Source organism: Sphingosinithalassobacter sp. LHW66-3 (genome assembly GCF_050703275.1).
In the GTDB taxonomy this organism is placed as follows: domain Bacteria; phylum Pseudomonadota; class Alphaproteobacteria; order Sphingomonadales; family Sphingomonadaceae; genus Sphingomonas.
This window is the reverse complement of sequence record NZ_CP193482.1, coordinates 2484013-2509005: the sequence shown is the minus strand read 5'-3', so window position 1 is coordinate 2509005 and position 24993 is coordinate 2484013. Positions and strand designations below refer to the sequence as shown.

Below are 24993 nucleotides of genomic sequence, written 5' to 3'. Positions count from 1 at the left end.
TGGGAGGCGCGAAGCCGCGCGGCAATGGGTGGCGGGCGGCACACCGTAACGGCGGCCGCCCTTGGCATTCAGAGAAAGGCGTCGAGCGTCATCGACGGATGGGGATAGCGAAACGCATTGGCGGCGATCGGCAGAACGATTCCCTCCGGCACGCCGGGGAGGAAGTAATTGCCCTGATATTCATTGGGCGCCGTGCGGCCGTCCCCCACCTCATAACTGGTGCCGATCGGCGCATAGGCGAGTTCGGTGCCGAAGACGGCATAGAGCGCCATGTCTACGAAGTTCATGTGCTTGATCGTGCCCCGCAGGTGGGTATCCTGGGCGATGATCGCGTGAAGCTTTTCGCGGACGAAGGAAAGCGCCGAGAGATCCTTCACCACCTGGTTGAAGTCATGCGCGCCATCGTGATGGACGATGCACTTGCCGGGATTCTCCACCGTCAGAACATTCTTCACATAGGAAGGAACGTCGCCGTGGAAGAGGCGAACGCGATGCGCCGATTCCGGGAATGCGCGGCGGATACGCTCGTAGGAGAAGAGCAGGAAACGCGCATTGATATCGACGAGGTCGAGATCGAAGTCGAACCGCTCGATGCAGCCGCCGAAAACGGCGGAAGCGCCACCCATATAGACGCCGACCTCGACGACGCGGTCGAATTCGCCAGCCAGGTCGCGCAGCGTTCGGACGAGGTCGAAATAATAAAGCGCGGTGCACTGATCCTCATAGGTCAGCTTGGTCGCGTGCAGACGCTCTGCGATCGAATCGAAAAAGCGATTGCGACCGGCGACAAGATCACCCTTCAGCCAGGCACGATGGCCGCTGAAGATCTCGATTCCCAGCTTGCTGTTGGGATCCGCAAGCTCCGCCAGCTCGGGGTCCGGTTCGATGAAAACTCCCGGCGCCATGATATCCTCCAATCGGAGCGTCCCTGTGCGCTCCCCTGAAGGACTTATAGACGGCGCGGCGGCTCAGCGGCGGGCAGCGGCCACCGCGTCGGCGAGTTGGCGATAGGAGACGGCGCCGGGGAGCACGCGATCGCCGATCACCCAGGCGGGAGTCCCGCTGATGCCGAGCGCCTGGGCAGTGGTGTGGTTGGTCGCCAGTTCGCGCTGGACGCGCGGTGTGCCGACGGTCTCGCGGACCTTCTCGATGTTCAGGCCAGCCGTCGCCGCGGCGCGACGGATCGACGCCTCGCTGAGCTGGCCTTGCGCGAACAGCGCGTCGTGGAAGCTGGAATATTTGCCCTGCTCGGCCGCCGCGAGCGCCCAGCGGGCGGCGGTGACGCTCTGTTCGCTCAGGATCGGAAATTCGCGATAGACCACGCGAACGTTGCGGTCCTTCGTCAGCAGTTCCTCGATCGCGGGCAGACTCGCGCGGCAGAAGCCGCATGCATAATCCATATAGACCGCGACGGTGACGTCGCCGTCGGGGTTCCCCGCCCACGCGCCGGGATAGGGATCGACGATCGCGTTCCGGTTCGCCTCCACGGCGCCGGCGGTCTCGCGCGCGCGCAGCCGCTCCATCGCTTCGGGAAGGATTTCCGGATTCTCGAGCAGATAATCGCGAACCACCAACTCGATCCGTGCCCGATCGGCATCGGCGCCCGCGGCCGGAACCACTGCCTGCGCCGCCGCGAAGATGCCCGCGCCTAGGACCGCCGCGAGCACGAACGAAGCCGCGAACAACCAGGGACTGCGCGTGAGCCGCTCGATCATTGCAGGTCCTCCGGCGTGCGGCTGCGGTCGCCGCGTTCCTCTTGCAGTGCGTTGCGCGAAACCATCAGAACGTCCTGCGCGCGGATCCAGTCAGGCGACCCTTCCTCGAGCCCCGCCATTGCCGTGCGTGCGCTCGCCGCCGCAACGGCGGAGTCGCCGATCAGGCTGGCGCGCTCGGCCATCGCAAGCGCGGTACGCGCGCGGTCCCCGGTGCGTTCGTAGACGATGGCGAGATTATACCAGGCCGAGGGATTCTCGCGGTCGCGGGCGACTGCCTGGCGCAGCACCTGCTCTGCCTCGCGCAGGTTCGCCGGGTCCTCGGTCGCGATCAGCGCGTGACCGAACAGCGTGGCGATCAGCGGCTGATAGCTGGTCTTCTCGACAGCGATTCGGAGCGGCTCGAGCGCTTCCTCGGCATGGCCGGATTCGAGCAGGATCTGCCCCTCCAGCTCCAGAAAATATGCGTCGTCCGGAGCCGCCTGGACCAGCGCCGCCGCTTCGGCCGCAGCCTGGCTGGGATAGCCGGACTTGTGATAGGCATAGGCGCGCGCATAATGCGCCGGGATCGACTGGTTGCTGGTCGGATAGAGCCGCAGCGTCGCCTGCGGATCGTTCACATAGCCGCGCAGCTTGGCCTGGACACGCTGAAACCGCTGCTCGAGCTCGGGATCGGTCGCCCGGTTCCAGCTCGGCGCGCCCTCCAGATCGGCGGTCAGCGCGGAAATCCGCTCGCCGCTGAGCGGATGGCTGCGCTCGTAGCTGTCCTCCTGCGGCACCGCGAGGCGATATTCGAGGTTCTGGAGCTTCTTGAAGAACTCCAGCATCCCGCGGCCGTTGACGCCCGCAGTGTTTAGGAAGCGCACTCCCGCAGCGTCGGCGGTCGCTTCCTGGCTGCGCGAATAGGCGAGATACTTGCCGATCGCGGCGCGACTGCCCGCCATCAGAATTCCGGTGCCGGCTTCGGGCGCGCCCGCCGCGACGGCGACGACCCCCAGCACCATCGAAAGGATCGAGATCGCGCCGGCCCCGCCGCTGTTGCGCAGCGGCACATGCCCGGCCACGATATGGCCCAGCTCGTGCGCGATGACGCCCTGGACTTCGTTGACGTTGGTGGCGGCGTCGAGAAGGCCGCTGTGGATGTAAACGGTCTGGCCGCCCGCCACGAACGCGTTGATCGAGGGATCCTGGATCAGGACGACACGGACATTGTCGGGCTCCAGCCCCGCCGCCTCGATGATCGGGCGGGACATGTCGGCGAACAGCGCCTCGGTTTCGGCGTCGCGCAGGATCGACTGCGCGGCGGCCGGACGGGCAGCGAAGCCAATCAGGCAGACCAGCGCCAGAAGGGCAACGAAGCGCTTCATGGCTGTCATATCGTCTTCAACTCCGCTCTCGGCAACGTTCGCGCGCGCGGCCTTCTCGGGCGAACGGTCTGAATGTCGCGTGAAGCGGCGCCGCGCGGGAAAGGCGCGGCGCCGTCACGAGTCATCATGCGCCGAAGGTGCGCTGCCACCAGCCGCGACGCGGACCCGCGGAGGATTCGCCCGCGTCCGCGGTCTCGGATTGCTGCTCAGCCGCTTCGGAGCTGTCGGCTTCCTGCGCATCGGAGGCCCCGTCCTGGGTCACCGGCTCCGGCTCGGGCGCATCTTCGGCCGGAACTTCCGCTTCGGCAGCCTTGCGGCGACCCCCGCGGCGACGCGGCTTCGATTCCGCCTCAGCCTCGGCAGACGGTCCGGGCAGCGCCTCGAGCGCCTCGCTGGCAGCTGCCAGCGCTTCGCCCGCATCGCCTTCGGGAGCCGCCTTCTTGCGGCGCGTCCGCTTGGGCTTCGCAGCGGCCGCCGCGGCTTCGCCTTCGGTCGCAGCGGCCTCGACTGCCGGCGCGGCAGCCTCGGAGGGGGCGTCGGCCTTGCGTGCGCGCGGGCGACGGCGCGGCTTGGGCGCCTCCTCGGCCGCAGCCGCCGGCTCGGCGGCTTCGACAGGTGCCGGCTGCTCGGCTTCGCCGATCTCGGCGACGTCGCTCACCGGAGTCTCGGTGCTCGTCTCCTCCGGTTCGACGGCGTCGGCCGCCTGCGCGACAGCCTCTTCAGCGACCGGCGTGCCGCGACGGCCACCGCGCCGACCGCGACGGCGGCGCTTGCGGCCTCCCTCGCCTTCGTCGCGATCTTCCTGCGCGCCCTCGGCTTGGCCCGCCTCGGACTCCTCCGATCCGGTAGCTTCCTCTTCATCGGTCGCGGATTCGTCCCGCTCCTCGCCGGACTGCTCCTCCCGATCCTCGTCGCGACCGCGCCCACGGCGCCCACGGCGGCGGCGGCGGCGCTTGCGCCCGCCTTCGCCCTCGCCTTCCGCGTCGCGTCCCTCTTGGCGGTTGCGCTCGCGCGGCTCGGCCTCGGCCTCGGCCTCGGCTTCGACCTCGTCTTCCTCGTCCTCGATCTCTTCCGGCAGATCGTCCTCGGGCTCTTCGATCAGCGGCTCGATCCGCGGCGCGTGGGCCGGCGGCGGGCCGGAGGCCTCGACCGACATGCGCGCGCCCTCGAGCTCGCCGTCCGACGCGACTTCGACCGAGACGCCATAGCGGTCCTCGATCTCGGCAATGTCGGCGCGCTTCTTGTTGAGCACATAGAAGGCGGCTTCCTGGCTGCAACGCAACGTGAGCTGCGAACCGCGGCCACGCGCCGCCTCGTCCTCGATCAGGCGCAGCGCGGACAGACCCGCTGACGAAGCGGTGCGCACCAGCCCGGTGCCTTCGCAATGCGGGCACTGGACGGTCGACGCTTCGAGCACGCCGGTGCGCAGCCGCTGGCGGCTCATCTCCATCAGCCCGAAGGCGGAGATGCGGCCGACCTGGATGCGGGCGCGATCGTTCTTCAGCGCCTCCTTCATCGCCTTCTCGACCTTCCGGACGTTGGACGAATGATCCATGTCGATGAAGTCGATGACGACGAGGCCTGCCATGTCGCGCAGGCGGAGCTGGCGTGCGATCTCCTGCGCGGCTTCGAGGTTGGTCTGAGTCGCGGTCTGCTCGATGTTGTGCTCGCGCGTCGAGCGGCCCGAGTTGATGTCGATCGACACCAGTGCCTCGGTCGGGTTGATGACCAGATAGCCGCCCGATTTCAGCTGGACGACCGGATGGTACATCGCCGCCAGCTGATCCTCGACATGGTGGCGCTGATACAGCGGCACCGCATCGGCATATTGCTTCACCTTGCGCGCGTGGCTCGGCATCAGGAGCTTCATGAAGTCCTTGGCCTGGCGATAGCCCTCCTCGCCCTCGACGATCACTTCGTCGATGTCGCGATTATAGATGTCGCGGATCGCGCGCTTGATGAGGTCGCTGTCGCCATAGACCAGCGCCGGCGCGGTCGACTTGAGCGTGGCCTCGCGGATCTCGTCCCACAGCCGGGCGAGATAGTCGAAGTCGCGCTTGATCTCGGTCTTGGTGCGCTGGAGGCCGGCGGTGCGGACGATGCAGCCCATCGTCGGCGGCAGCTTGAGGTCCGCCATGATCGACTTCAGCCGCTTGCGGTCACCGGCATTGGAGATCTTGCGCGAGATGCCGCCGCCGTGCGCGGTGTTGGGCATCAGCACGCAATAGCGGCCGGCGAGGCTCAGATAGGTGGTGAGCGCCGCGCCCTTGTTGCCGCGCTCTTCCTTGACGACCTGGACGAGCAGCACCTGGCGGCGGCGGATCACGTCCTGGATCTTGTAGCGCTTGCGCAGGCTCATGCGACGCTGGCGAAGCGCCTCGGCCGGGCTGTCCTCGCCATTGCCGCCACGCCGCTTGCGCCGCGGCGACTCCTCGTCGCCGGTTTCGGCATCCTCGCCTTCATCGTCGTCCGAACGCCGCTCGACCACTTCGACGTCACCGTCGGCGGCGGCGTCCTCATCGGCCTCTTCCTCGGCGCGGAGCGCGGCTTCCTCGGCGGCATGCTCGGCTTCTTCGGCGAGCAGCGCGTCGCGATCCTCCTTCGGGATCTGATAATAATCGGGGTGGATTTCGCTGAACGCCAGAAAGCCGTGGCGATTGCCGCCGTAATCGACGAACGCCGCCTGCAGCGACGGTTCGACTCGTGTCACCTTGGCGAGATAGATATTGCCCTTGAGCTGCTTGCGCTCGGCAGATTCGAAATCAAACTCCTCGATCCGGTTTCCCTTGACGACCGCCACGCGGGTCTCTTCCCGGTGGCGTGCGTCGATCAACATACGCATGGTCATGTACGTGTCTCCGGGCGCGCCGGCCCCCTGGCCCGTGTCGCGCGCCGTCAAAAAGGCGTGCCGGGCGAAGATGCCCGGCGGTGCTGGTTAAATGAGATGCCGTTGCTGCCCGGGCACGTCCGAACCGGCGGCTCGGATGCTCCACCTTCGCCGCGCGCGGCGCCGTAACGGCACTGCGGTCGGGACGAAGGGAAAATTGCCTCATGCAGCGTCAACCTGAATTGCCGCGCCGGAAAGCCGGCTGCGGCGGTTTCCCGAAACACGACGAACATGCTCCGGTACCGGTTACGTGCCTAGCACCGCCGTGCGCAGGCGGCAACCGCCGCCGCGAGAATGCCGCAAGAGGCGCTTCATGGTCGATGCGGCGTTAACCGCGCCCGTTGACCGCGGCTTGAGGGCCATCGGCTAGCCTCGCGAATGTCAGGGTAAATCGACGCGTACACGAGTATCTACGTATGTATTTGGGCTGGACCCCCCACGGCCCGGCGCGGCATATCGCGCGGGTGCTGCTTTTTCTCGCCTTTCTCTCCGGATGGCTTTCCGGGGCACCGAGCTGGGCGCAAGTGATCGAGGACGTCCGCGTACAGGGCGATCGCGTGATTGTCCGCTTCGATGCTCCGGCCGGACAGGCTAGCGCCTTTCTGCTCGGCGGGCCGCAGCGGATCGCACTCGACGTGCAGGGCGCACGTCCCGGCGGGCGCAGTGCGGCGGGCGGTGCAGTGGCCGGCGTCCGCCAGGGCCGGCACGAGACGGGCGCCCGGGTCGTGCTCGATCTGGCTCGTCCCGCGATCGTCACCGAAGGCAGTTTCGGCAGCGACGGACGAACCTTGACGCTCGAACTGCGCACGGTCGACGCCTCTCGCTTCGCGCGCGCCGCCGCCGAAGGGCGGATGCAGATCCTGCCTCCCTTCAACTATGTCCAGGCGAACAGCCGCAGCAGCTATCGGGAGACGATGCGCGTCCCGCCGCCGCGGCCCGCTGCCGAACTGCCGCGCGTCTACGGAAATGACGATACGCGCCCGCTGGTGGTGATCGACGCGGGTCACGGCGGCCATGACCCCGGAGCGATTTCGCCCGACGGCGCGCATCAGGAAAAGGTGCTCACGCTCGAAGTCGCGCACGCGATCAAGGACGCGCTGCTCGCTTCGGGCCGGGTCCGCGTGGCGATGACGCGCGAGGACGACCGGTTCCTGATCCTCCAGGAGCGCTACGGCATCGCGCGACGGCTGGGCGCGGATCTTTTCATCTCCGTTCACTGCGACAGCGCAGGCAATCACGATGCGAGCGGAGCGACGGCCTACACGCTTTCCGAAGTCGCCTCCGATCGCGAGGCGGCGCGGCTGGCGGCGCGCGAGAATCGCGCCGACATCATCTCCGGAGTCGATCTGCGCGACCAGAACCCGGACATTTCCTCGATCCTGATCGATCTCACGCAGCGGGAAACGATGAATATTTCCGCGCGATTCGCGAGGCTTCTCGGGCGCGAAGCGGAGCCCCTGATCCCGACGCGCACCAATTTCCATCGCATGGCATCGCTCGTCGTCCTGAAGGCGCCGGACATGCCCTCCGTGCTGTTCGAGACGGGCTATATCTCGAATGCCGAAAACGCACGCTTCCTGGCGTCCGAAGCGGGGCAGGAACGCATCGCGCAGAGCGTCCGGCAGGCGGTGGAGATTCACTTCGCGACCCGGCTCGCCGCGCGCTGACGGTAGTTCTCCGAGGCTGGCGTCGCGTGGGAAACTTGCTAAACCGCGCACGAAATGGCGGATTCCGAACCTACCAGCATCAAGCTCCGGCTACGCCGGGAAATCGGCGGCATCGCAGGCGCGTTCGAGCGCATCCGGCACCGCTGGTGGTTCCGCGTGCTCGCGGTGCTGGCGCTGCTGGCCGGGCTCGGCATGCTCGCGCTGTGGTTCCTGTTCGCGCGGAACCTGCCCTCGGTCGACACGCTGCGGAACTACGAGCCGCCGCTGCCCACCTATGTCCGCTCGATCGAAGGCGAGCCGATTCACAGCTATGCGCGCGAGCGGCGCGTGCAGCTCAGCTTCGAGGAATATCCCGATCTGCTGGTGAAGGCGTTCCTCGCCGCCGAGGACCGCACCTTCTTCGAACACAGCGGGCTCGATTATCCGGGCCTGGTCCGTGCCGCCTTCCAGGGCCTGACCCGTGGCGAGACGCCGCGCGGCACATCGACCATCACGCAGCAGGTCGCCAAGAACCTGCTGGTCGGCAACGAAGTAAGCTACACACGCAAGCTCAAGGAAGCGATCCTCGCCTGGCGAATCGAAGAGACGCTTACGAAGCCGCAGATTCTAGAGCTCTATCTCAATTCGATCGAGCTGGGCCGGAACGCCGGCGGCGTCGAGGCGGCTTCGCATGCCTATTTCGGAAAGCCGCTCGAGGAACTGACTCTGCCGCAATTCGCCTATCTCGCGATTCTGCCGAAAGGCCCGGCCAACTATACGCCCGAACGGCACAGCGAACGCGCGCTGGAGCGGCGCAACTGGGTGCTCAGCGAGATGCTGCGCAACGACTTCATCACCGAAGCGCAATATGCAGCCGCGGTGGATGCGCCGCTCGGCACGGTGCCGCGCCAGACGCCGAGCTTCGAACGCGTCGGCGGCTATTTCGTCGAGGAAGTGCGCCGCCAGTTGATCGACAAGTTCGGCACCACCGACGAAGACGGACCCTACAGCGTCTATAACGGCGGCCTCTGGGTGCGGACCTCGCTCGACCCTGACATCCAGCGCTATGCGCAGGACGCGCTGCGTGCCGGCCTCGTCCGGTTCGAGCGCGGCCGCGGCTGGACCGGCCCGATCCGCGAAGTCGAGTTCGAGGACGACCGCTGGCAGCAGGCGCTGCTCAACACCAACATCGGCATCGACTACAGTGATTGGCGCGCGGCGATCGTAGTCGAAAAGGACGGCAGCGAACCGATCACCATCGGCTTCGAGGACGGCGAAACGGGAACGCTGCCGCGCAGCAACGCCAGCATGCCGGTGCGCGGCCAGGGCGGCGAAGCATTCGCGGCACTCAAGCGCGGCGACATCATCGCCGTCGCGCCCGAAGGCGGCCGCTGGGCGCTGCGGAGCATTCCGCGCATTTCGGGCGGAATGGTGGTCGAGGATCCGCGCACCGGCCGCGTCCTCGCCATGCAGGGCGGATTCGATTCGCGGATTCAGGCGTTCAACCGAGCGACGCAGGCACAGCGCCAGCCGGGGTCGACGATCAAGCCGATCGTCTATTCGGCCGCACTCGAGCAGGGCATGACACCCGCCTCGATCATCGTCGATGGCCCCTTCTGCGTCTGGCAGGGAGCGCAGCTCGGCAACAAATGCTTCCGCAATTTCGGCAACAGCCGCGGCGCGGGTCCGCGCACCATGCGCTGGGGCATCGAGCAGTCGCGCAACCTGATGACGGTGCGCACCGCATCCGAAGTGGGAATGGAGCATATCGTCGATCTGATGCAGCGGATCGGCGTGAGCCAGCAGCCCTATGAGCCCTACCTCGCCTATGCCCTCGGCGCGGGCGAGACGACCGTGATGCGGATGGTGAATGCCTATTCGATCCTCGTGAACCACGGCCGCGCGCTCAATCCGTCGCTGATCGACTATGTGCAGGATCGCCACGGCAATGTGATCTATCCTGAGAACTGGCGTCCCTGCGAACGCTGCAACGCGCCCGACTGGGACGGCGGGGCGATGCCCCGGCCGCAGATTCGCGCGCGTCAGGTGCTCGACGCAATGAGCGCCTATCAGATGGTGCACATTGCCGAAGGCGTGGTGCAGCGCGGTACGGCAACGGTGCTGCGCAGCCTTGAGCGGCCGCTTATGGGCAAGACCGGCACGACCTCCGGCCCGACCGATGTGTGGTTCGTCGGCGGCGCGCCGCAGATGATGGCGGGCCTCTATCTCGGCTACGACACGCCCTCGAACCTCGGCGGCTATGCGCAGGGCGGCTCGATCGCGGCCCCCATCTTCAAGGAGTTCGCGGAGCGGGCGTTCGAAGGAATGGAAGTGGTTCCGTTCCGCGCGCCGGCCGGTATCCGAATGGTGCGAGTCGACCGGCGCACGGGCAAGCCGGTTCAGGGCGCCTGGCCGAGCGACGAGCCCCTCGCGAGCGTGATCTGGGAAGCGTTCAAGCCCGAGAGCGAGCCGCGGCGCATCGATCGCGAGGAAGAAGAGGATCAGCAGCAGCGACGCGCACCGGAGCGGAAGGCGACCCGGCCGTCCGAGGCGCCACGCGACAGCGAGTTCTTGCAACGCGAGGGCGGTATCTACTAGCGCCCCCAACCACTATATCGTTTGTCCGGCGACCGCCGGGGTCTCCTCTTCCCCAAGCACAGGCTTGCCGAACGAGATCCCGCAGCCGCCGGTGAACGCGGAATTTGACCGGAGTTAAGAGACCATGCGCGCCGAAGCGCAGGCATATGTCGACAAGATCAACGACGCGCTCGCGCTGCTGCGCCGCTTTCTCGACTGGGATCGTGCGCTGCGGCGGCTCGACGAGCTGAATGCGCGCGTCGAGGACCAGAGCCTTTGGGATGATCCCAAGCAGGCGCAGGACGTGATGCGCGAGCGCCAGCGGCTCGACTCCGCGATCACTGCGACGCGCGCGATCGACCAGGAGCTGCGTGACACCGCCGAGCTGATCGAGATGGCCGAGGCCGAGGGCGACGAGGAGATGGCGAGCGAGGGCACCGCCGCGCTCGCCGCGCTCGCGCAGCGCGCCGAGCGCGACAAGGTGCAGGCGCTGCTCTCGGGCGAGGCCGACGGCAATGACACCTATCTCGAGATCAACGCAGGCGCGGGCGGCACCGAGAGCCAGGATTGGGCCGAGATGCTCCAGCGCATGTACACGCGCTGGGCCGAGCGCCGCGGCATGAAGGTGGAGCTGATCGACTATCACGCGGGCGAGCAGGCCGGCATCAAATCGGCGACGCTGCTGCTGAAGGGCGAGAACGCCTATGGCTATGCCAAGACCGAAAGCGGCGTGCACCGGCTCGTGCGCATCTCGCCTTATGACAGCTCCGCGCGCCGCCACACCAGCTTCTCGTCGGTGTGGGTCTATCCGGTGATCGACGACAACATCGACATCGAGATCAACGAGAGCGATCTCAAGATCGATACCTATCGCGCATCGGGTGCGGGCGGGCAGCACGTCAACACCACCGATTCGGCGGTGCGCATAACCCATGTGCCGACCGGCATCATCGTTGCCTGCCAGACGCAGCGTTCGCAGCACAAGAACCGTGCAGAAGCCATGAGCATGCTGCGCGCCAGGATGTACGAGGCCGAGCTGCAGAAGCGCGAGGCCGAGGCGATGGCGACGCATGCCGCCAAATCGGACATCGGCTGGGGCCACCAGATCCGCAGCTATGTCCTTCAGCCCTATCAGCTGGTGAAGGACCTGCGCACCGGCGTCACCTCCACTGCGCCGTCCGACGTGCTCGACGGCGATCTCGACTCGTTCATGGCCGCGGCGCTGTCACAGCGCGTGACGGGCGAGTCAGTCGATGTGGAGGACGTCGATTGACGCCACGCCGCGTCTCGGCACCGCTGTGGCTGGGGGCGCTTCTACTCGCGGCGTGCAACGGCGCGTCGGATTCGAGCCAGCGTGGCCCCGACGGCTTTCCCGCGCCTGACCGGCCCGTCGCCAGCATCGTCTCGAGCCGCTGGTCTAACGAAGAGGCACGGGATCGGCTGAACGAGGCCGAGGAAGTGATGAATCGCGCCGGCATCCACCCCGGCATGACCGTGGCCGACATCGGCGCGGGCGAAGGCTATTACACGATCCGTCTCGCCCAGCGCGTCGGCGAAAGCGGCCGCGTGCTGGCGGAGGATATCGTACCCGAGGTGCGGGACGCACTCGCCACGCGCGTCGCACGCGAGCGGCTCGACAATGTCAGCGTGCGGCTGGGCGACCCCGACGACCCCAAGCTTCCCGAGGACAGTTTCGACCGGGTGTTCATGGTCCACATGTATCACGAGATCGAATCGCCCTATGAATTCCTGTGGCGGATGCGGCCCTCGCTGCGTCCCGGCGGCGAAGTGATCGTGGTTGACGCCGACCGTCCTACTCAGAACCATGGCACCCCGCCCGAACTGCTGCGCTGCGAATTCGCGGCGGTGGGATACCGGCTCGAGCGGATGGAGCCGATGCCGTCGGCCGGCGGCTATCTCGCGATCTTTCGCGCGGAGGGCGAGCGGCCCGAGCCCGAAGACATCGAGGCCTGCCCTGCGCCCGACGCGCCGACCGACGGCTAGACCGCCGGCTACAGCAATCCTAGCGCGCGAAAGCTCGTGAGCCCGCGCTCGCTGAGCACGAGATGATCCAACAGCCGCACGCCGAGCGCGCCGAGTGCGCGGGCGAGCTGGCGCGTCGCCTCGCGATCGGCGGCGCTGGGCGTGGGATCGCCGCTCGGGTGGTTGTGCGCCATCACCACGGCTGCGGCATCGAAGGCGAGCGCATCCGCCGCCACGTCGCGCACCCGAATGTCGAGCATGTCGCGCGCACCCGAACGGGCATGGCGCAGCCCCAGCAGTCTCCCGGCCGCGTCCAGATAGGCGAACGCCGCGACTTCCTCCCGCTCGCGGACAAGCGTCGCGAACAGAGCGCAGACGTCGCCGGCGTCGCGCACACGATCCGGGACGCAATCCTGCGTCGGTGCGGGCAGGCCGGGTTGCAGCTCCAGGCGTAGCGTCATGCCCCTAGCTGCCATCGAGTCCCGGTGCCGGCGAAGCGCATCCGTCTCCGTATCGGTCCGGCTTCGCTCCGCTTCGGAGCGGTCGGTGCCGCTTGGCCTGTCCGTGGGCACGCGCTAAGCCGCATCCATGCGCCAATATCTCGACCTGATGGCCCGCGCGCTCAACGACGGCGCCGAAACGATGGATCGCACCGGCACCGGAACGCGCAGCGTCTTCGGCCATCAGATGCGCTTCGATCTGGCCGAAGGCTTTCCGCTGCTCACGACCAAGAAGCTGCACATCCGCTCGATCATCATCGAGCTGCTCTGGTTCCTGCGTGGCGACACCAACGCGCGATGGCTGCAGGATCGCAAGGTGAGCATCTGGGACGAGTGGGCCGACCCGGAAACCGGCGATCTCGGCCCGGTCTACGGCAAGCAATGGCGTCGCTGGGAAACCGCCGACGGGCGCGAGATCGATCAGATCGCCGAACTGATCGACATGATCCGCACCAATCCCGGATCGCGCCGTCAGATCGTGAGCGCCTGGAACCCCGGCGAGCTTCACGCGATGGCGCTGGCCCCGTGCCACTGTCTGTTCCAGACTCATGTCGCCAACGGGCGGCTCTCGCTCCAGCTCTACCAGCGGTCGGCCGACATCTTCCTCGGCGTGCCGTTCAACATCGCCAGCTATGCGCTGCTCACGCACCTGCTGGCGCAGCAATGCGATCTGGAACCGGGCGACTTCATCTGGACGGGCGGCGACTGCCACCTGTACTCGAACCATCTCGATCAGGCCCGCGAGCAGCTCGCGCGCGAGCCGGGCCCGCTGCCCACGCTGGAAATCCTCCGCAGGGCGCCGTCGATCGATGGCTATGCATATGAGGACTTCGCGATCCACGACTATGTCGCGCAGCCGCACATCAAGGCACCGGTCGCGGTCTGACGCATGGTCCTGACGTTTCACCTCGCCCGCGCCGACAATGGCGTGATCGGTCGCGACGGGAGACTGCCGTGGCACCTGCCCGCCGACCTCAAGCGGTTCAAGGCGCAGACGATGGGCAAGCCGATGATCATGGGCCGCAAGACCTTCGAGAGCTTCCCCAGCCCGCTTCCCGGCCGCCGCCACATCGTCCTCACGCGCGACCGGCAGTGGCGAGCGGAGGGCGCCGAAGTGGCGCACGATCCGGCAGAGGCGTTGGCGCTGGCCGACGCCGCCGAAGTGGCCGTCATCGGCGGCGCGGAGATTTTCGCTCTCTACCTCCCCGACGCGGATCGCATCGAACTCACCGAAGTTCACGCAGCGGCCGAAGGCGAAACCGTCATGCCCCCCTTCTCTCCGCTTGAATGGCGCGAGGCCTTCCGCGAGGATCACGGGCAGGAAGCGGGGCGACCGGCCTACAGCTTCGTGACGCTGGAGCGTGTACGATGAGGAAATGGCTGTTGGGCGGGCTCGCGCTCGTCGCGGTGGGGGCGCTGCTGTTTTTCGGGCTGGGCCCGGTGTTCATCGAATCGAGCATGAATCGTGTGGCGAAGACGCCGCTGCCGGCGGTGTCCGACGAAACCCGCGCGCTGCACGAAAGCCTCGTCATCGCCGACATGCATGGCGACACGCTGCTCTGGCGGCGCAATCTCCTTTCGCGCGCCGGCCGCGGCCAGATCGATCTGCCGCGGCTCGAAGCGGGCAATGTCGCGCTCCAGGTCTTCTCTTCGGTCACGAAGACGCCGACCGGGCAGAATTACGACGCGAATAGCGCCGAGAGCGACAACATCACGCCGCTCGCGATCGCGCAGCTCCAGCCGGCACGGACCTGGAGCTCGCTGCTCGAGCGTTCGCTGTGGCATGCCACCAAGCTCGAGCGCGCCGCCGCCGACAGTGGCGGGCGGTTGCGGGTGATCCGCACTCCGACCGATCTCGATCGGCTGCTCGCCGCGCGCGCGGCCGGTGCCGAAGTCACCGGAGGCATGCTTTCGATCGAGGGACTGCAAAATCTCGAAGGCGACGCCGCCAACCTCGACCGACTCTACGAAGCCGGATTCCGCATGGCGGGGCTCACGCATTTCTTCGACAATGAAGTCGGCGGATCGATGCACGGCGAAGCGAAGGGCGGGCTCACGCCGCTCGGCCGCGACGTGCTGCGGCGGATGGAGGAAATCGGGATGGTCGTCGACATCGCCCATTCGAGCCACGCCGCCGTTGCCGAGATCCTCGCGATGGCGCGGCGCCCGGTGGTCTCCAGCCATGGCGGCGTCCAGGCGACGTGCAACGTCAACCGCAATCTGACCGATGCGGAGATTCGCGGCGTCGCGGCGACGGGCGGCGTGATCGGCATCGGCTATTGGGACGGCGCGGTGTGCTCGACCAGGCCCGAAGACATCGCCCGCGCCATGGTCCATGTCCGCGACCTCGTCGGCATCGATCACGTCGGCCTCGGCTCGGACTTCGACGGCGCGGTCACGACCGGTTTCGATACCAGCCAACTCGCCGTGCTCACCCAGGCGCTGGTGAACGCCGGGTTCAGCGAGGCCGACATCCGCAAGGTGATGGGCGGCAATGTGCTCCGCGTGCTGCGTGCCGGCATCCAGCCGATGCGCTGAAGCCCGCACCGACGCGCGAAGCATTTGAAAGGGGCCACGCGCCAGCTATAGCCGCTGCCATGGAGCGGCTGGACGGCGGCTCGGCGGTTCCGGCCCGGCTTCGCGGCGGAATCGTCGCGCTGGGCAATTTCGACGGATTTCACCTCGGGCATCAGGCTGTCGCGGGCCGCGCGATCGCGCAGGCGAAGGCGGCCGGCCGTCCTGCGATCGTCGCCACCTTCGATCCGCACCCGGTGCGCTTCTTCCGGCCGGACGTCCCCCCCTTCCGCCTCACCAGTCTCGATCAGCGCGAGCGGCTGTTCGCGGCGGCGGGCGCCGATGCGATGCTGGTGTTCCGTTTCGATGCCGCGCTCGCCGGGCTGTCCGCCGCCGAGTTCGCGCGCCGGCGGCTGGTCGATTCGGTCGGCGCGGCCGGAGTCGTCACCGGCAGCGATTTCACTTTCGGCAAGGGGCGCGACGGCAATGTCGGCGTGCTCGAGGCGCTCGGCGCGGAACTCGGCTTCACCGTCGAAACAGTCGCGCCGGTGCTCCAAGACGGCGAGCCGGTCTCGTCGAGCCGCATCCGCACGCTGCTGCGCCAGGGGCATCCGCGCGAGGCGGCGGCGCTGCTGACGCGCCCCTTCGCGATCGAAGCGACGGTGCAGCCCGGTGCGAAGCTGGGGCGCGAGCTCGGCTGGCCGACCGCGAACCTCGTGCTCGGCAACTATCTGCGTCCCGCCTATGGCATCTACGCCGTGCGCGGTCGGCTAGCCGACGGACGCGTGCTCGACGGCGTGGCGAACCTCGGCATCCGGCCGAGCATCGAGCCGCCGATCGAGCTGCTCGAACCGCATTTCTTCGATTTCTCGGGCGATCTCTACGGCCAGACGATCGAAGTGGCGCTGATCGACTATCTGCGCCCGGAGGCGAAGTTCGAGACGATGGACGCGCTGCGCGACCAGATCGAAGCCGATGCCGCCGAGGCTCGCCGTCGGCTGGCGGCGGGCTGATCGGGCAACATCCGCTTTGAAAGCGCGCGCGCATCCTTTAATCGGCGCGCACCCATGACTGACGCATCCGACACCAAGCGCGACTGGCGCGACACCGTCTTCCTGCCGAAGACCGATTTCCCGATGAAGGCCGGGCTTGCCGCCAAGGAACCCGGCATCCTCGAGCGCTGGGCGCGAATCGGCGTGTACGATCGGCTGCGCGAGCAGCGCGCCGGGCGCGAGCGCTTCCTGCTGCACGATGGTCCGCCCTATGCCAATGGCGACATCCACATGGGCCATGCGCTCAACAAGATCCTGAAGGACATCGTCACCCGCAGCCAGAGCCTGATGGGCAAGGACGCGCCCTATGTGCCGGGCTGGGACTGCCACGGCCTGCCGATCGAATGGAAGATCGAGGAAGCCTATCGCGCGAAGAAGCGCAACAAGGACGAGGTTCCCCCCGCCGAATTCCGCCAGGAATGCCGCGACTATGCCGCCAAATGGGTGGGCGTGCAGCGCGCGCAGTTCGAGCGGCTGGGCGTGATGGGTGACTGGGACGACCCCTATCTCACGATGAATTTCGAGAGCGAGGCAATCATCGCCGGCGAGCTGCTGAAGTTCGCGGAGTCGGGCCAGCTCTATCGCGGCGCCAAGCCGGTGATGTGGTCGCCGGTCGAAAAGACCGCGCTCGCCGAGGCCGAGGTCGAATATGAGGACATTGTCTCGACCCAGATCGACGTGGCGTTCGAAATCACCGAGGCGCCGAACGCGCCGGAACTGGTCGGCGCGCATGCGGTGATCTGGACGACGACGCCGTGGACGATCCCGGTGAACCAGGCGCTCGCGTACGGGGCGGAGATTGAGTATTCGATCGGCAAGGTATTCGAGGGTGAAGCGGGCTTTATGGAGCCCGGACAGCCGATGCCGCTCATTAAGGAACGCGGCTTGTACGTGGTGGCAACATCGTTGATCGCCGCCTTTGAAGAGCGAATCAATCGCACTTTCCACGTGCAGGGGACAGTCAAAGGCAGCGATCTCGCCGGCGCCAAGGCCCGCCACCCGATCTACAACTTCCTTCGTCACCCCGGCGAAAGCCGGGGTCGGGCTTCTTCTTCCGAGCATGGAGAAGGCAGCCCTGCCCCGGATCAGGTCCGGGGCGACACTGTGGATGAGAAGGCGCTCGCCTTCTTCGCCAAGCCGCGCCCGTTCCTTGACGGCTCACATTTCGTCACGACTGACGCGGGCACCGGCCTCGTCCATATGGCGCCCGATCATGGCGAGGACGATTTCCTGCTGTGCAAGGCGAACGGCATCGACCCGGTGTTCGCGGTCGAAGGCGACGGCAAGTATCGCGACGACTGGGCGTGGCTCGGCGGCCAGGGCAGCGTGATCAACAAGAAGTTCGTCGCCAGCGACGGCCCGATCTGCAACGACCTGCGCGAAGCGGGCGCGCTGCTGTCGGCCAGCGACGATTTCACCCACAGCTATCCGCATAGCTGGCGTTCGAAGGCGAAAATCATCTTCCGCGCAACGCCGCAGTGGTTCATCCCGATGGACCGCGCCTCTCCCCTACCGCTTGCGGGAGGGGCCGGGGGTGGGCACGCGCTCACCACGGACGAGGCGCCTGCGGAGGCCGGGAGCCCACCCCTAGCCCCTCCCGCAAGCGGGAGGGGGAATGATGCCACCCTACGCCAGATCGCGCTCGACGCGATCGAGCGCACCCGCTGGGTGCCCGCGCGCGCGGAGAACCGCATTCGATCGATGGTCGCGGGTCGCCCCGACTGGGTGATCAGCCGTCAGCGCGCCTGGGGCGTGCCGATCACGCTCTACGTCGATCGCGCCACCGGCGACTATCTGCGCGATCCGGCGGTCAACGAACGCATCCTCGCCGCCTTCCGCGAGGGCGGAGCGGACGCGTGGTTCCGGGCGGATCATCAGGCGTTGCTCGGGCCAGACTACCGGCTCGAGGATTTCGAGGTCGTCACCGACATCCTCGACGTGTGGTTCGACAGCGGATCGACGCACAGCTTCGTCATCGAGCAGCGCTATGGCGCGGGCGTGCGCGCCAACCTCTATCTCGAGGGGTCCGACCAGCATCGCGGCTGGTTCCAGTCGTCGCTGCTCGAATCGGCGGGCACCCGCGGCCGCGCGCCCTATGACGCCGTGCTCACCCACGGCTTCGCGCTCGACGGCAACGGCCGGAAAATGTCCAAGAGCCTCGGCAACGTCGTCGATCCGCTCAAGATCATCGGCGAAAGCGGCGCGGACATCCTGCGCCTGTGGGTCGCGCAGACCGATTATTCCGAGGATGTGCGCATCGGCAAGGAAGTGCTCTCGGGCACCGGCGACGCCTATCGCAAGCTGCGCAACACCTATCGCTACATGCTCGGTGCGCTCGACGGATTCAGCGACGCCGAAAAGGTGGCGGTCGCCGACATGCCCGAGCTCGAGCGCTACGTCCTCCACTTGCTCGCCGAGCTCGACGAGACGCTGCGCAAGGCGGCGAACGATTATGAGTTCGATCGCTACAGCCGCGCGCTGATCGATTTTGCGAACGAGGACCTGTCGGCCTTCTTCTTCGATATCCGCAAGGATTCGCTCTATTGCGACGCTGCGGACGATCCCAAGCGGCGGGCATACCGCACCGTGTTGGACACCCTGTTCCACGCGCTGGTGCGCTATGCCGCGCCGATCCTGTCGTTCACGGCGGAGGAAGTGTGGCAGGCGCGTTTCCCCAGCGAAGACGGCTCGGTGCATTTCCTCGAATGGCCGGAGCTGCCCGATCTTACGGGCGATTCGCTGACTGCCGATTGGCAGGCGGTGCGCATCCTGCGCGAGCGAGTCACCGAAGCGATCGAGCCGCTGCGCCGCGAGAAGACGATCCGGTCCAGCCTGGAAGCCGACGTCACCGTCCCCGATCTGCCGCTGCCGGCCGACCAGCTCGCCGAGCTGTTCATCGTGGCGTCGGTATCGAAGGGCGATAGCGACGCGGTGACCGTTTCGCGCACCGAGTGGGACAAATGCGGCCGGTGCTGGCGGCACCTGCCCGACGTTGCCGAAGACGGTGCGCTGTGCCACCGCTGTGCCGAGGTGATTGCCGAATGACGATGAACCGCTCGATCGGCCTGATGGTGGCCCTGCTGGTGTTCCTGGTGGACCAGGGGACGAAGATCTGGGTCACGTCGGGGCTGAACCTCTATTATCCCGGCGCGGAGATGGAGCTGCTGCCCTTTTTCGACCTGCGCTATGTCGAGAATCGCGGCGTCTCGCTCGGCTTTCTCGAGGCGAGCAGCGATACGATGCGCTGGGCGCTGGTGGCGCTCACCGCCGCGATCGCCGCCGGCGTCGCCGTCTGGATGTGGCGCGAGCGCAAGCTGGGCGACATCCTGGCGCTCGGGCTGGTGCTCGGCGGTGCGCTGGGCAATATCCTCGATCGCTCGCGGCTCGGTTTCGTCGTCGACTTCGCCGATTTCCATATCGGCGAGTGGCGCCCCTTTTTGGTCTTCAATGTCGCCGACGCCGCGATTACCATCGGCGTCGTGATCCTGCTGGCGCGCGCGCTGTTCGTGCGCGACCAGCCCCGCGAGCCGCGGCCCCAAGTGGAGAAGAACGTCAATGCGTAAGTTCCTGCCGATCGCCGCATCGCTTGCCGCCGCGGGCCTTCTCGCCGGCTGTGGCGCTACCGGGCTGAATCGCGACCGGCCCGATGAATTCGCCGTGGCGCGCCAGGCGCCGCTGGTGATCCCGCCCGATTATTCGCTGGTTCCGCCGCAGCCGGGCGCGCCGCGTCCGCAGACGGCCGCCGCCTCGGATCAGGCGCTCGATGCGATGTTCGGTGGATCGGCCCCGCGCAGCGCTGCGGAACAGGCCGCGCTTCAGGCCGCGGGCCGCGACGTATCTCAGCCGGGCGTCCGCTCCGAAGTGGGCAGCGCGGAAACCGAGGTGTTGGACAAGGGCAGCACGACGCGCGACATCGTCGCCGCCCCCGAGGGCGATGGTCAGGACGCGAGCGCCAGCACTCCGAACTAGTCCGAACTGGAATGTCGGGCCGGCCACCGCCGGCTCCGGACCTTACGGCGCTTTCTTGCAACGGCGGCGGCCGGAAAGACGCGCTTCGCCACGCTTCTCCCGACCGCCGCGCCGAAGCGCCGCTGCACGCCGTCCCGCACAAGTCGCGCGGCCTGGCTCCCTTTCCACGATACGCGAGTGGAGTCGGCTGGAATTGGCCGCCGCGCGGAAAAGCGCGGCTCAGCCCCATTCCTCTAAAGGCAGCAGACGCCTCGGCCTTCCGAGGCGGCGCGCGGGAACGGGCTCCCCCTTCCCGCCCGCGCGCGCGGCTCAGAAGCTGGCGCTGAGGCTGAAGACGACGCCGCCGTCGGCGCCGAGTGCTTCCTTGCCGAGGCTTTCGTCGACATCGGTGTTCACATAGGCGACACCCAGCGTCAGCGCCGAATAGGTCACTGAAGCGCCGATCGAATAATCGAACACGTCGCCATCCGGTCCGCCCAGGAAGCTGTCGCTTTCAGCATAGCCGAGATGCGCGCTCAGCGCGATCGGAGTGCCCGGAAGCGCCGTGCCGAGATCGGTGTAGATATAGACGCTGCTCTCGTCGCCCAGCGATTCCTGAGCGGGCGCATAGGCGAGGCCGAGCTTGGTCGACACCGGGCCGAGTTCGCCGGTCAGCGCGACATAGGGCTCGATGATGTCCACATCGGCGCCGCCGCCCGGATAGGCGTAATAGGTCGCGCCGATGTCGAAGCCGATGCCGGGCGCGACTTCGGTCGCATAGCCGCCGAAGAAATCGATTTCGGTTCCGTTGGCGAAGCCGATGCTCGAGCCCCAGGTGCCGAGATAGAAGCCGCTTTCATGCTCGATACCGATCGAACCCTGGATCGCCGCTTCCTCATTCGACTGGCTGAAGCCGCGGAAGCGATAATCGCTGACGACCGCCGCGCCGCCCGAAATGGTGATCGGCGGGGCCGGATCCGTGACGTCCTGAGCGAAGGCCGGAGTCGCGCCGGCCAGCATCAGTGCAGCGAATGTGAGGTGAGAATAGCGCATCGTAACCCTTTCCTTGACGATTGCCCATTCCACCTGCGGCCGCCGCGTCTCGCATCTCCGCCATTTCTGCAGGCGCGAGTATTCGGCTGACGACATAAGATTGCCGAATAACGCCGCGGCGCACAACTTCCTTCGCCGCGATGGACTCGGGATTGTCGCGACCTGTTGCACTGCAGCAACAGACAGGGGCCTCAGCTCTGGCGCACTGCCACGATCGCATCGACTTCGACCGCGGCGCCCAGCGGCAGTATCGGCACGCCGACTGCGCTGCGCGCGTGGCGCCCGGCTTCGCCGAACAGCGCCTGCATCAGCTCTGACGCGCCGTTGGCGACCTTCGGCTGATCGGTGAACGCGCCCGCGCTGTTCACAAAGACGCCGAGCTTCACGATCCGCTCGACCTTACCAAGATCGCCCAGCGCCTTCTGCATCTGCGCGACGAGCATCAGCGCGCACCGCTCGGCCGCCTGGCGCCCGAACTCGAGGTCGCGATCCTCGCCGAGCCGGCCCGTCATCAGCGCGCCGTCGCGAAACGGCAGCTGCCCGGAAATATGCAGCAGCCCTCCGGCCTCGACGGCGGGAACATAGGCAGCGACGGGCGCCGCCGCTTCGGGGAGTTGGAGGCCGAGCTCGGCCAGCTTCGCGTGAATGGCGGCGGTCATGATCCTGCTGAACCATGGCGGTGCCGGGCGGGTCAAGCCCCGGCGGGCACCCCTTGCGCGAAGCGATCGGAGATCCAGTCGCGCGCCTCGCGCCAGTCGTCGATCCGGGCATGGGCATCCGCCGCCGCCGGAACGTGTCGCGCGAGATCGGGCTCGGCGACCATGTGCAGCCGATACACCTCGGGCGCATGCTGTGCGACAGAGGCATGATGGACCGCCAGATCGTCGACGAACACCGTCACCGGCGGCGCGAACTCCGCCACCAGCGCCGCGACGGGCGCGCCCTTACCTCCCTGATTGCAATCGACTCGATGCGCGATGCCATGCGTGGAGAGCTGCGCGACTCGATGTTCGCGGCAATGGTCGCGCAGATTGGTGAGGATCACGATCTCCGCGGTTTCGGCGAGCGCCGCCAGGGCTTCGCGCGCATGCGGCACCAGCGTCTGTCGCGCCATTTCGTCCGGGAAGAACCCATCGAGCATCGTGCGCATCTCCTCGGGCGCCAGCGTGCTGCCGTCAGCGCGACGACGCATCGAACTGGCGAAATCGCCGCCCGCCATCGAAAAGTCGATCGCATGCGCTTCGTCGAGCCAGCTGCCGAAATGGCGCACCATATGTAGCAGCACTTCGTCGCAGTCGCAGATCAGCAGCGGTTTCATGATCTCTCCAGGAGCCTCCGTGCGGCGACCAGATTCGCAGGCACGGTTTCGATCGCTTCGGCACAGGCGATCAAATCGGGTTCGTGCGCCTCAAGAAAGGCGAGCACGGCGGCAAGCACCTCCGGCTCGCTCGCGCGCGCGCGCAGATCCGATGGCTCCAGGCCAGTGACAGCGAGCAGCCGCTGCGCGCGCGCCGGCTCGGTCACGGTCCAGCCGAGCGCACCGAGCGCCAGCGCAACCGCCGTCTCATTTGTCAGCGTCGCGGCCATGGCCTAGAGCGGTATCCCGAACTTCATGGGTGAGCGCGTGGCAAAACGAGTGCTCGTTGTCGAGGACAACGAACTCAATCTGAAGCTGTTCTGTGATCTGCTGCGCGCGCACGACTTCGCCGCGGAGCCGGTGCGCGACGGGCGTGAGGCCGTGGCTCGAGCCCGTGAGTTTCAGCCCGATCTGGTCGTCATGGACATCCAGATGCCGCATGTCAGCGGGCTTGAGCTGATCCAGCAGATGAAGCGGGACGCGAAGCTGAAGACGATTCCTGTGATGGCAGTGACTGCCTATGCCGGCCGTGAGGACGAGGAGCGGATTCGCGCGGCAGGCGCGGACGCCTATGTCTCGAAGCCGATTTCGCTGGCGCGCTTCATCGAGGAAGTGCGCGCGCTCGCCTGAGCCTCGTCCGGACGAATCGCGGGCGTGCGAACGCCGCCCTGGACCAAGGATCCACGGCGGCGCTGTGCAAGCGGATGCGCCGCGCCCGGCTTACTTGATCTTGGCTTCCTTGAACTCGACGTGCTTGCGCACGACGGGATCATATTTGCGGAAGCTGAGCTTCTCGGTCTGAGTGCGCGGATTCTTCTTGGTGACGTAGAAGAAGCCCGTGTCCGCCGAGCTGACGAGCTTGATCTTGACAGTGGTCGGCTTGGCCATGACCCGAAACCCTCGAATACTGAAACGAAAAAGGCGGCGCGCCTTCGGGCGGCCGCTGACAGACGCGGGCGGATGCGACAGCTGCGGACGAAAGTCAAGGCTCCGCGCGCTTCACGAGGCGTTAACCCTGTTCGCGCACGCTGCGCGAGGCGCTATCAGAGGGAGTGGCATGGCAGCAGTGCATCGGGCCCTTTCCTTCGTGCATGGCCGCTTCGGCCGCTTCCCCTTCCAGGTGGCGCGGCCGCCGCGATCGGCAGGCTGACGGCAGATGGAAGCGTTGGTCCCCGCGTTCCTCGTAGCCGTGCTGACTCAGCTCGGCGATCGCCCTGCCTGGCTCACTGCGATTCTCGCCGACCGATTCGGGCGACCGCTTTTGGTCGCGCTTGCGGCGGGTCTCGGGCACGCGGCAGGCAATGCGCTCGCTGCGCTTGGCGCGCTGTGGATCGCGCCCATGCTCACGCCCGAGGCGCGCGCGCTGCTGCTTGCAGTGGCGCTGCTCTACGGCGGCCTGTTCGCGCTGGTTCCGGAGCGCGCGCCCGAGCGGCTCGACACGTGGCGACTCGGTCCGCTGCTGGTCCCGCTCCTCGGCATCTTCATCCTCGCGTTCGGCGAACGGACGCAATTCCTCACCTTCGCGATCGGGGCGCGGAGCATGCCCTGGTTCGCCGCTGTCGGTGCCGCATTCGGAGCACTCGCCGTGGCGTTCGTCGCGGCTGCACTGGGCGAGCGCGCGTGGCGACGAATATCCTTCCGCGGCTTCCGTGTGCTAACCGGGCTGCTCTTCCTGGTAGCAGGGGCCATCGTCGGCCTGGGTGCGCTGCGGCTCCTTTGAGCGCGGTGCAGTCGATTGCCGTGATCGGGAGAATCCCGTGTACCGCGTCGGAGCGAAATGCGTAGAGGTTCGTTGCCTGAACGAATCGAATTCACGTTTTTTTCAGGAGGACCCGATGGCCGACAATCCCGCGCTGAAAACCCCCACCGATCTCAGCAGCAACGCCACCAAGACCGTCGCGGAGGCGCTGAACGGCATCCTCGCCGACAGCTATACGCTGTATCTGAAGACGAAGAACTTCCACTGGCACGTCTCCGGCCCGCACTTCCGCGACTATCACCTGATGCTCGACGAGCAGGCGGCGCAGATCCTGGGAACCACCGATCAGATCGCCGAGCGCGTGCGCAAGACGGGCAACACCACGCTCCGCTCGATCGGCGACATCGCGCGCCGTCAGACGATCAAGGACAATGACAAGGATTTCGTCACCGCAGGCGACATGCTCGCCGAGCTGCGCGACGACAATCTGAAGCTGGTCGAGGCGCTGCGCGAGGCGAAGGACATCGCCGACGAGGCGAAGGACAATGCCACGAGCGCCGTGATCGACGAATGGACCGATCAGGCCGAGGAGCGCGCCTGGTTCCTGTTCGAGGCCGGCCGGAAAGGCTGAGACGCTGTCCCAAACCGACACGGGCCGGCCGGAGTCCCGCTCCGGCCGGCCGTTTTCGTCGAAGGCG

At 67.1% G+C, this 24993-nt stretch carries 24 protein-coding genes; 14 read left to right on the top strand and 10 right to left on the bottom strand.

Annotated elements, in window-relative coordinates; all coding sequences use genetic code 11:
• Nucleotides 1-68: 68 nt before the first annotated feature.
• The 4 genes from ACQ450_RS12340 to ACQ450_RS12325 all read right to left on the bottom strand — a co-directional run bounded on the left by ACQ450_RS12340 (nucleotide 69) and on the right by ACQ450_RS12325 (nucleotide 5927).
• Entirely contained in the window at nucleotides 69-905 is an 837-nt protein-coding gene (locus ACQ450_RS12340) for a hypothetical protein (protein ID WP_431469476.1), read from the bottom strand.
• Nucleotides 906-968: 63 nt separating this feature from the next.
• Nucleotides 969-1715 (bottom strand): DsbA family protein, encoded by a 747-nt coding sequence (locus ACQ450_RS12335; RefSeq protein ID WP_431469475.1) that lies wholly within the window; start codon nucleotides 1713-1715, stop codon nucleotides 969-971.
• Nucleotides 1712-3079 (bottom strand): M48 family metalloprotease, encoded by a 1368-nt coding sequence (locus ACQ450_RS12330; protein WP_431469474.1) that lies wholly within the window; start codon nucleotides 3077-3079, stop codon nucleotides 1712-1714. The genes ACQ450_RS12335 and ACQ450_RS12330 overlap by 4 nt, the downstream gene beginning before the upstream one ends.
• A gap of 124 nt (nucleotides 3080-3203) precedes the next feature.
• Nucleotides 3204-5927, bottom strand: a complete 2724-nt coding sequence (locus ACQ450_RS12325) for an Rne/Rng family ribonuclease (protein ID WP_431469473.1) — start codon at nucleotides 5925-5927, stop codon at nucleotides 3204-3206.
• Nucleotides 5928-6382: 455 nt separating this feature from the next.
• Between ACQ450_RS12325 and ACQ450_RS12320 the strand changes: the two genes are divergently transcribed.
• The 4 genes from ACQ450_RS12320 (at nucleotide 6383) to ACQ450_RS12305 (ending at nucleotide 12193) form a co-directional block, all read left to right on the top strand.
• Entirely contained in the window at nucleotides 6383-7633 is a 1251-nt protein-coding gene (locus tag ACQ450_RS12320) for an N-acetylmuramoyl-L-alanine amidase (RefSeq protein ID WP_431469472.1), read from the top strand.
• Between the two features lie 54 nt (nucleotides 7634-7687).
• Nucleotides 7688-10210, top strand: a complete 2523-nt coding sequence (locus tag ACQ450_RS12315) for a penicillin-binding protein 1A (protein ID WP_431469471.1) — start codon at nucleotides 7688-7690, stop codon at nucleotides 10208-10210.
• Nucleotides 10211-10334: 124 nt separating this feature from the next.
• On the top strand, nucleotides 10335-11462 hold the full coding sequence (prfB, locus tag ACQ450_RS12310; protein ID WP_431469470.1) for a peptide chain release factor 2: 1128 nt from the start codon (nucleotides 10335-10337) through the stop codon (nucleotides 11460-11462).
• Complete coding sequence (locus ACQ450_RS12305; protein ID WP_431469469.1) at nucleotides 11459-12193, top strand: class I SAM-dependent methyltransferase; 735 nt, start codon at nucleotides 11459-11461, stop codon at nucleotides 12191-12193. The genes prfB and ACQ450_RS12305 overlap by 4 nt, the downstream gene beginning before the upstream one ends.
• Before the next feature lie 8 nt (nucleotides 12194-12201).
• Here ACQ450_RS12305 and ACQ450_RS12300 read toward each other — a convergent pair whose 3' ends face one another.
• Nucleotides 12202-12633, bottom strand: coding sequence for a JAB domain-containing protein (locus ACQ450_RS12300; protein WP_431469468.1), 432 nt, complete (start codon nucleotides 12631-12633; stop codon nucleotides 12202-12204).
• A 127-nt stretch (nucleotides 12634-12760) separates the two neighbouring features.
• Between ACQ450_RS12300 and ACQ450_RS12295 the strand changes: the two genes are divergently transcribed.
• The 7 genes from ACQ450_RS12295 to ACQ450_RS12265 are packed head-to-tail and all read left to right on the top strand — an operon-like array spanning nucleotide 12761 to nucleotide 20207.
• Nucleotides 12761-13558: a thymidylate synthase gene (locus ACQ450_RS12295; RefSeq protein ID WP_431469467.1), complete on the top strand. Its 798-nt coding sequence runs from the start codon at nucleotides 12761-12763 to the stop codon at nucleotides 13556-13558.
• A 3-nt stretch (nucleotides 13559-13561) separates the two neighbouring features.
• Nucleotides 13562-14044 carry a dihydrofolate reductase gene (locus ACQ450_RS12290; RefSeq protein ID WP_431469466.1) on the top strand — a complete coding sequence of 161 codons (483 nt, stop codon included), beginning with the start codon at nucleotides 13562-13564 and terminating at the stop codon, nucleotides 14042-14044.
• Complete coding sequence (locus ACQ450_RS12285) at nucleotides 14041-15210, top strand: dipeptidase (RefSeq protein WP_431469465.1); 1170 nt, start codon at nucleotides 14041-14043, stop codon at nucleotides 15208-15210. The genes ACQ450_RS12290 and ACQ450_RS12285 overlap by 4 nt, the downstream gene beginning before the upstream one ends.
• Before the next feature lie 59 nt (nucleotides 15211-15269).
• Nucleotides 15270-16199: a bifunctional riboflavin kinase/FAD synthetase gene (locus tag ACQ450_RS12280; protein ID WP_431469464.1), complete on the top strand. Its 930-nt coding sequence runs from the start codon at nucleotides 15270-15272 to the stop codon at nucleotides 16197-16199.
• Nucleotides 16200-16253: 54 nt separating this feature from the next.
• Nucleotides 16254-19283, top strand: a complete 3030-nt coding sequence (gene ileS / locus ACQ450_RS12275) for an isoleucine--tRNA ligase (RefSeq protein ID WP_431469463.1) — start codon at nucleotides 16254-16256, stop codon at nucleotides 19281-19283.
• Nucleotides 19280-19801, top strand: a complete 522-nt coding sequence (gene lspA, locus ACQ450_RS12270; protein WP_188053973.1) for a signal peptidase II — start codon at nucleotides 19280-19282, stop codon at nucleotides 19799-19801. The genes ileS and lspA overlap by 4 nt, the downstream gene beginning before the upstream one ends.
• Nucleotides 19794-20207, top strand: a complete 414-nt coding sequence (locus tag ACQ450_RS12265; RefSeq protein WP_431469462.1) for a DUF3035 domain-containing protein — start codon at nucleotides 19794-19796, stop codon at nucleotides 20205-20207. Before lspA ends, ACQ450_RS12265 begins: the two co-directional genes overlap by 8 nt.
• 309 nt (nucleotides 20208-20516) lie before the next feature.
• Here ACQ450_RS12265 and ACQ450_RS12260 read toward each other — a convergent pair whose 3' ends face one another.
• From ACQ450_RS12260 to ACQ450_RS12245, 4 genes are all read right to left on the bottom strand, one after another.
• Entirely contained in the window at nucleotides 20517-21239 is a 723-nt protein-coding gene (locus ACQ450_RS12260; protein ID WP_188053971.1) for a TorF family putative porin, read from the bottom strand.
• Between the two features lie 191 nt (nucleotides 21240-21430).
• The gene (locus ACQ450_RS12255) at nucleotides 21431-21898 is read right to left on the bottom strand and encodes a RidA family protein (RefSeq protein ID WP_431469461.1); all 468 of its coding nucleotides are present in this window, start codon (nucleotides 21896-21898) and stop codon (nucleotides 21431-21433) included.
• Between the two features lie 32 nt (nucleotides 21899-21930).
• Nucleotides 21931-22557 (bottom strand): HAD family hydrolase, encoded by a 627-nt coding sequence (locus tag ACQ450_RS12250; RefSeq protein ID WP_431469460.1) that lies wholly within the window; start codon nucleotides 22555-22557, stop codon nucleotides 21931-21933.
• Entirely contained in the window at nucleotides 22554-22826 is a 273-nt protein-coding gene (locus ACQ450_RS12245) for a DUF3572 domain-containing protein (RefSeq protein WP_188053968.1), read from the bottom strand. The genes ACQ450_RS12250 and ACQ450_RS12245 overlap by 4 nt, the downstream gene beginning before the upstream one ends.
• Nucleotides 22827-22863: 37 nt before the next feature.
• On the opposite strand from ACQ450_RS12245, the gene ACQ450_RS12240 reads away from it, so the two are divergent.
• Entirely contained in the window at nucleotides 22864-23226 is a 363-nt protein-coding gene (locus tag ACQ450_RS12240; RefSeq protein WP_188056528.1) for a response regulator, read from the top strand.
• Between the two features lie 90 nt (nucleotides 23227-23316).
• On the opposite strand, the gene rpmG is transcribed toward ACQ450_RS12240, so the two are convergent.
• Complete coding sequence (gene rpmG / locus ACQ450_RS12235; RefSeq protein ID WP_066808222.1) at nucleotides 23317-23484, bottom strand: 50S ribosomal protein L33; 168 nt, start codon at nucleotides 23482-23484, stop codon at nucleotides 23317-23319.
• Between the two features lie 268 nt (nucleotides 23485-23752).
• Between rpmG and ACQ450_RS12230 the strand changes: the two genes are divergently transcribed.
• Nucleotides 23753-24316: a TMEM165/GDT1 family protein gene (locus tag ACQ450_RS12230; RefSeq protein ID WP_431469459.1), complete on the top strand. Its 564-nt coding sequence runs from the start codon at nucleotides 23753-23755 to the stop codon at nucleotides 24314-24316.
• A gap of 115 nt (nucleotides 24317-24431) precedes the next feature.
• Nucleotides 24432-24926: a Dps family protein gene (locus ACQ450_RS12225; protein WP_431469458.1), complete on the top strand. Its 495-nt coding sequence runs from the start codon at nucleotides 24432-24434 to the stop codon at nucleotides 24924-24926.
• Nucleotides 24927-24993: the final 67 nt, after the last annotated feature.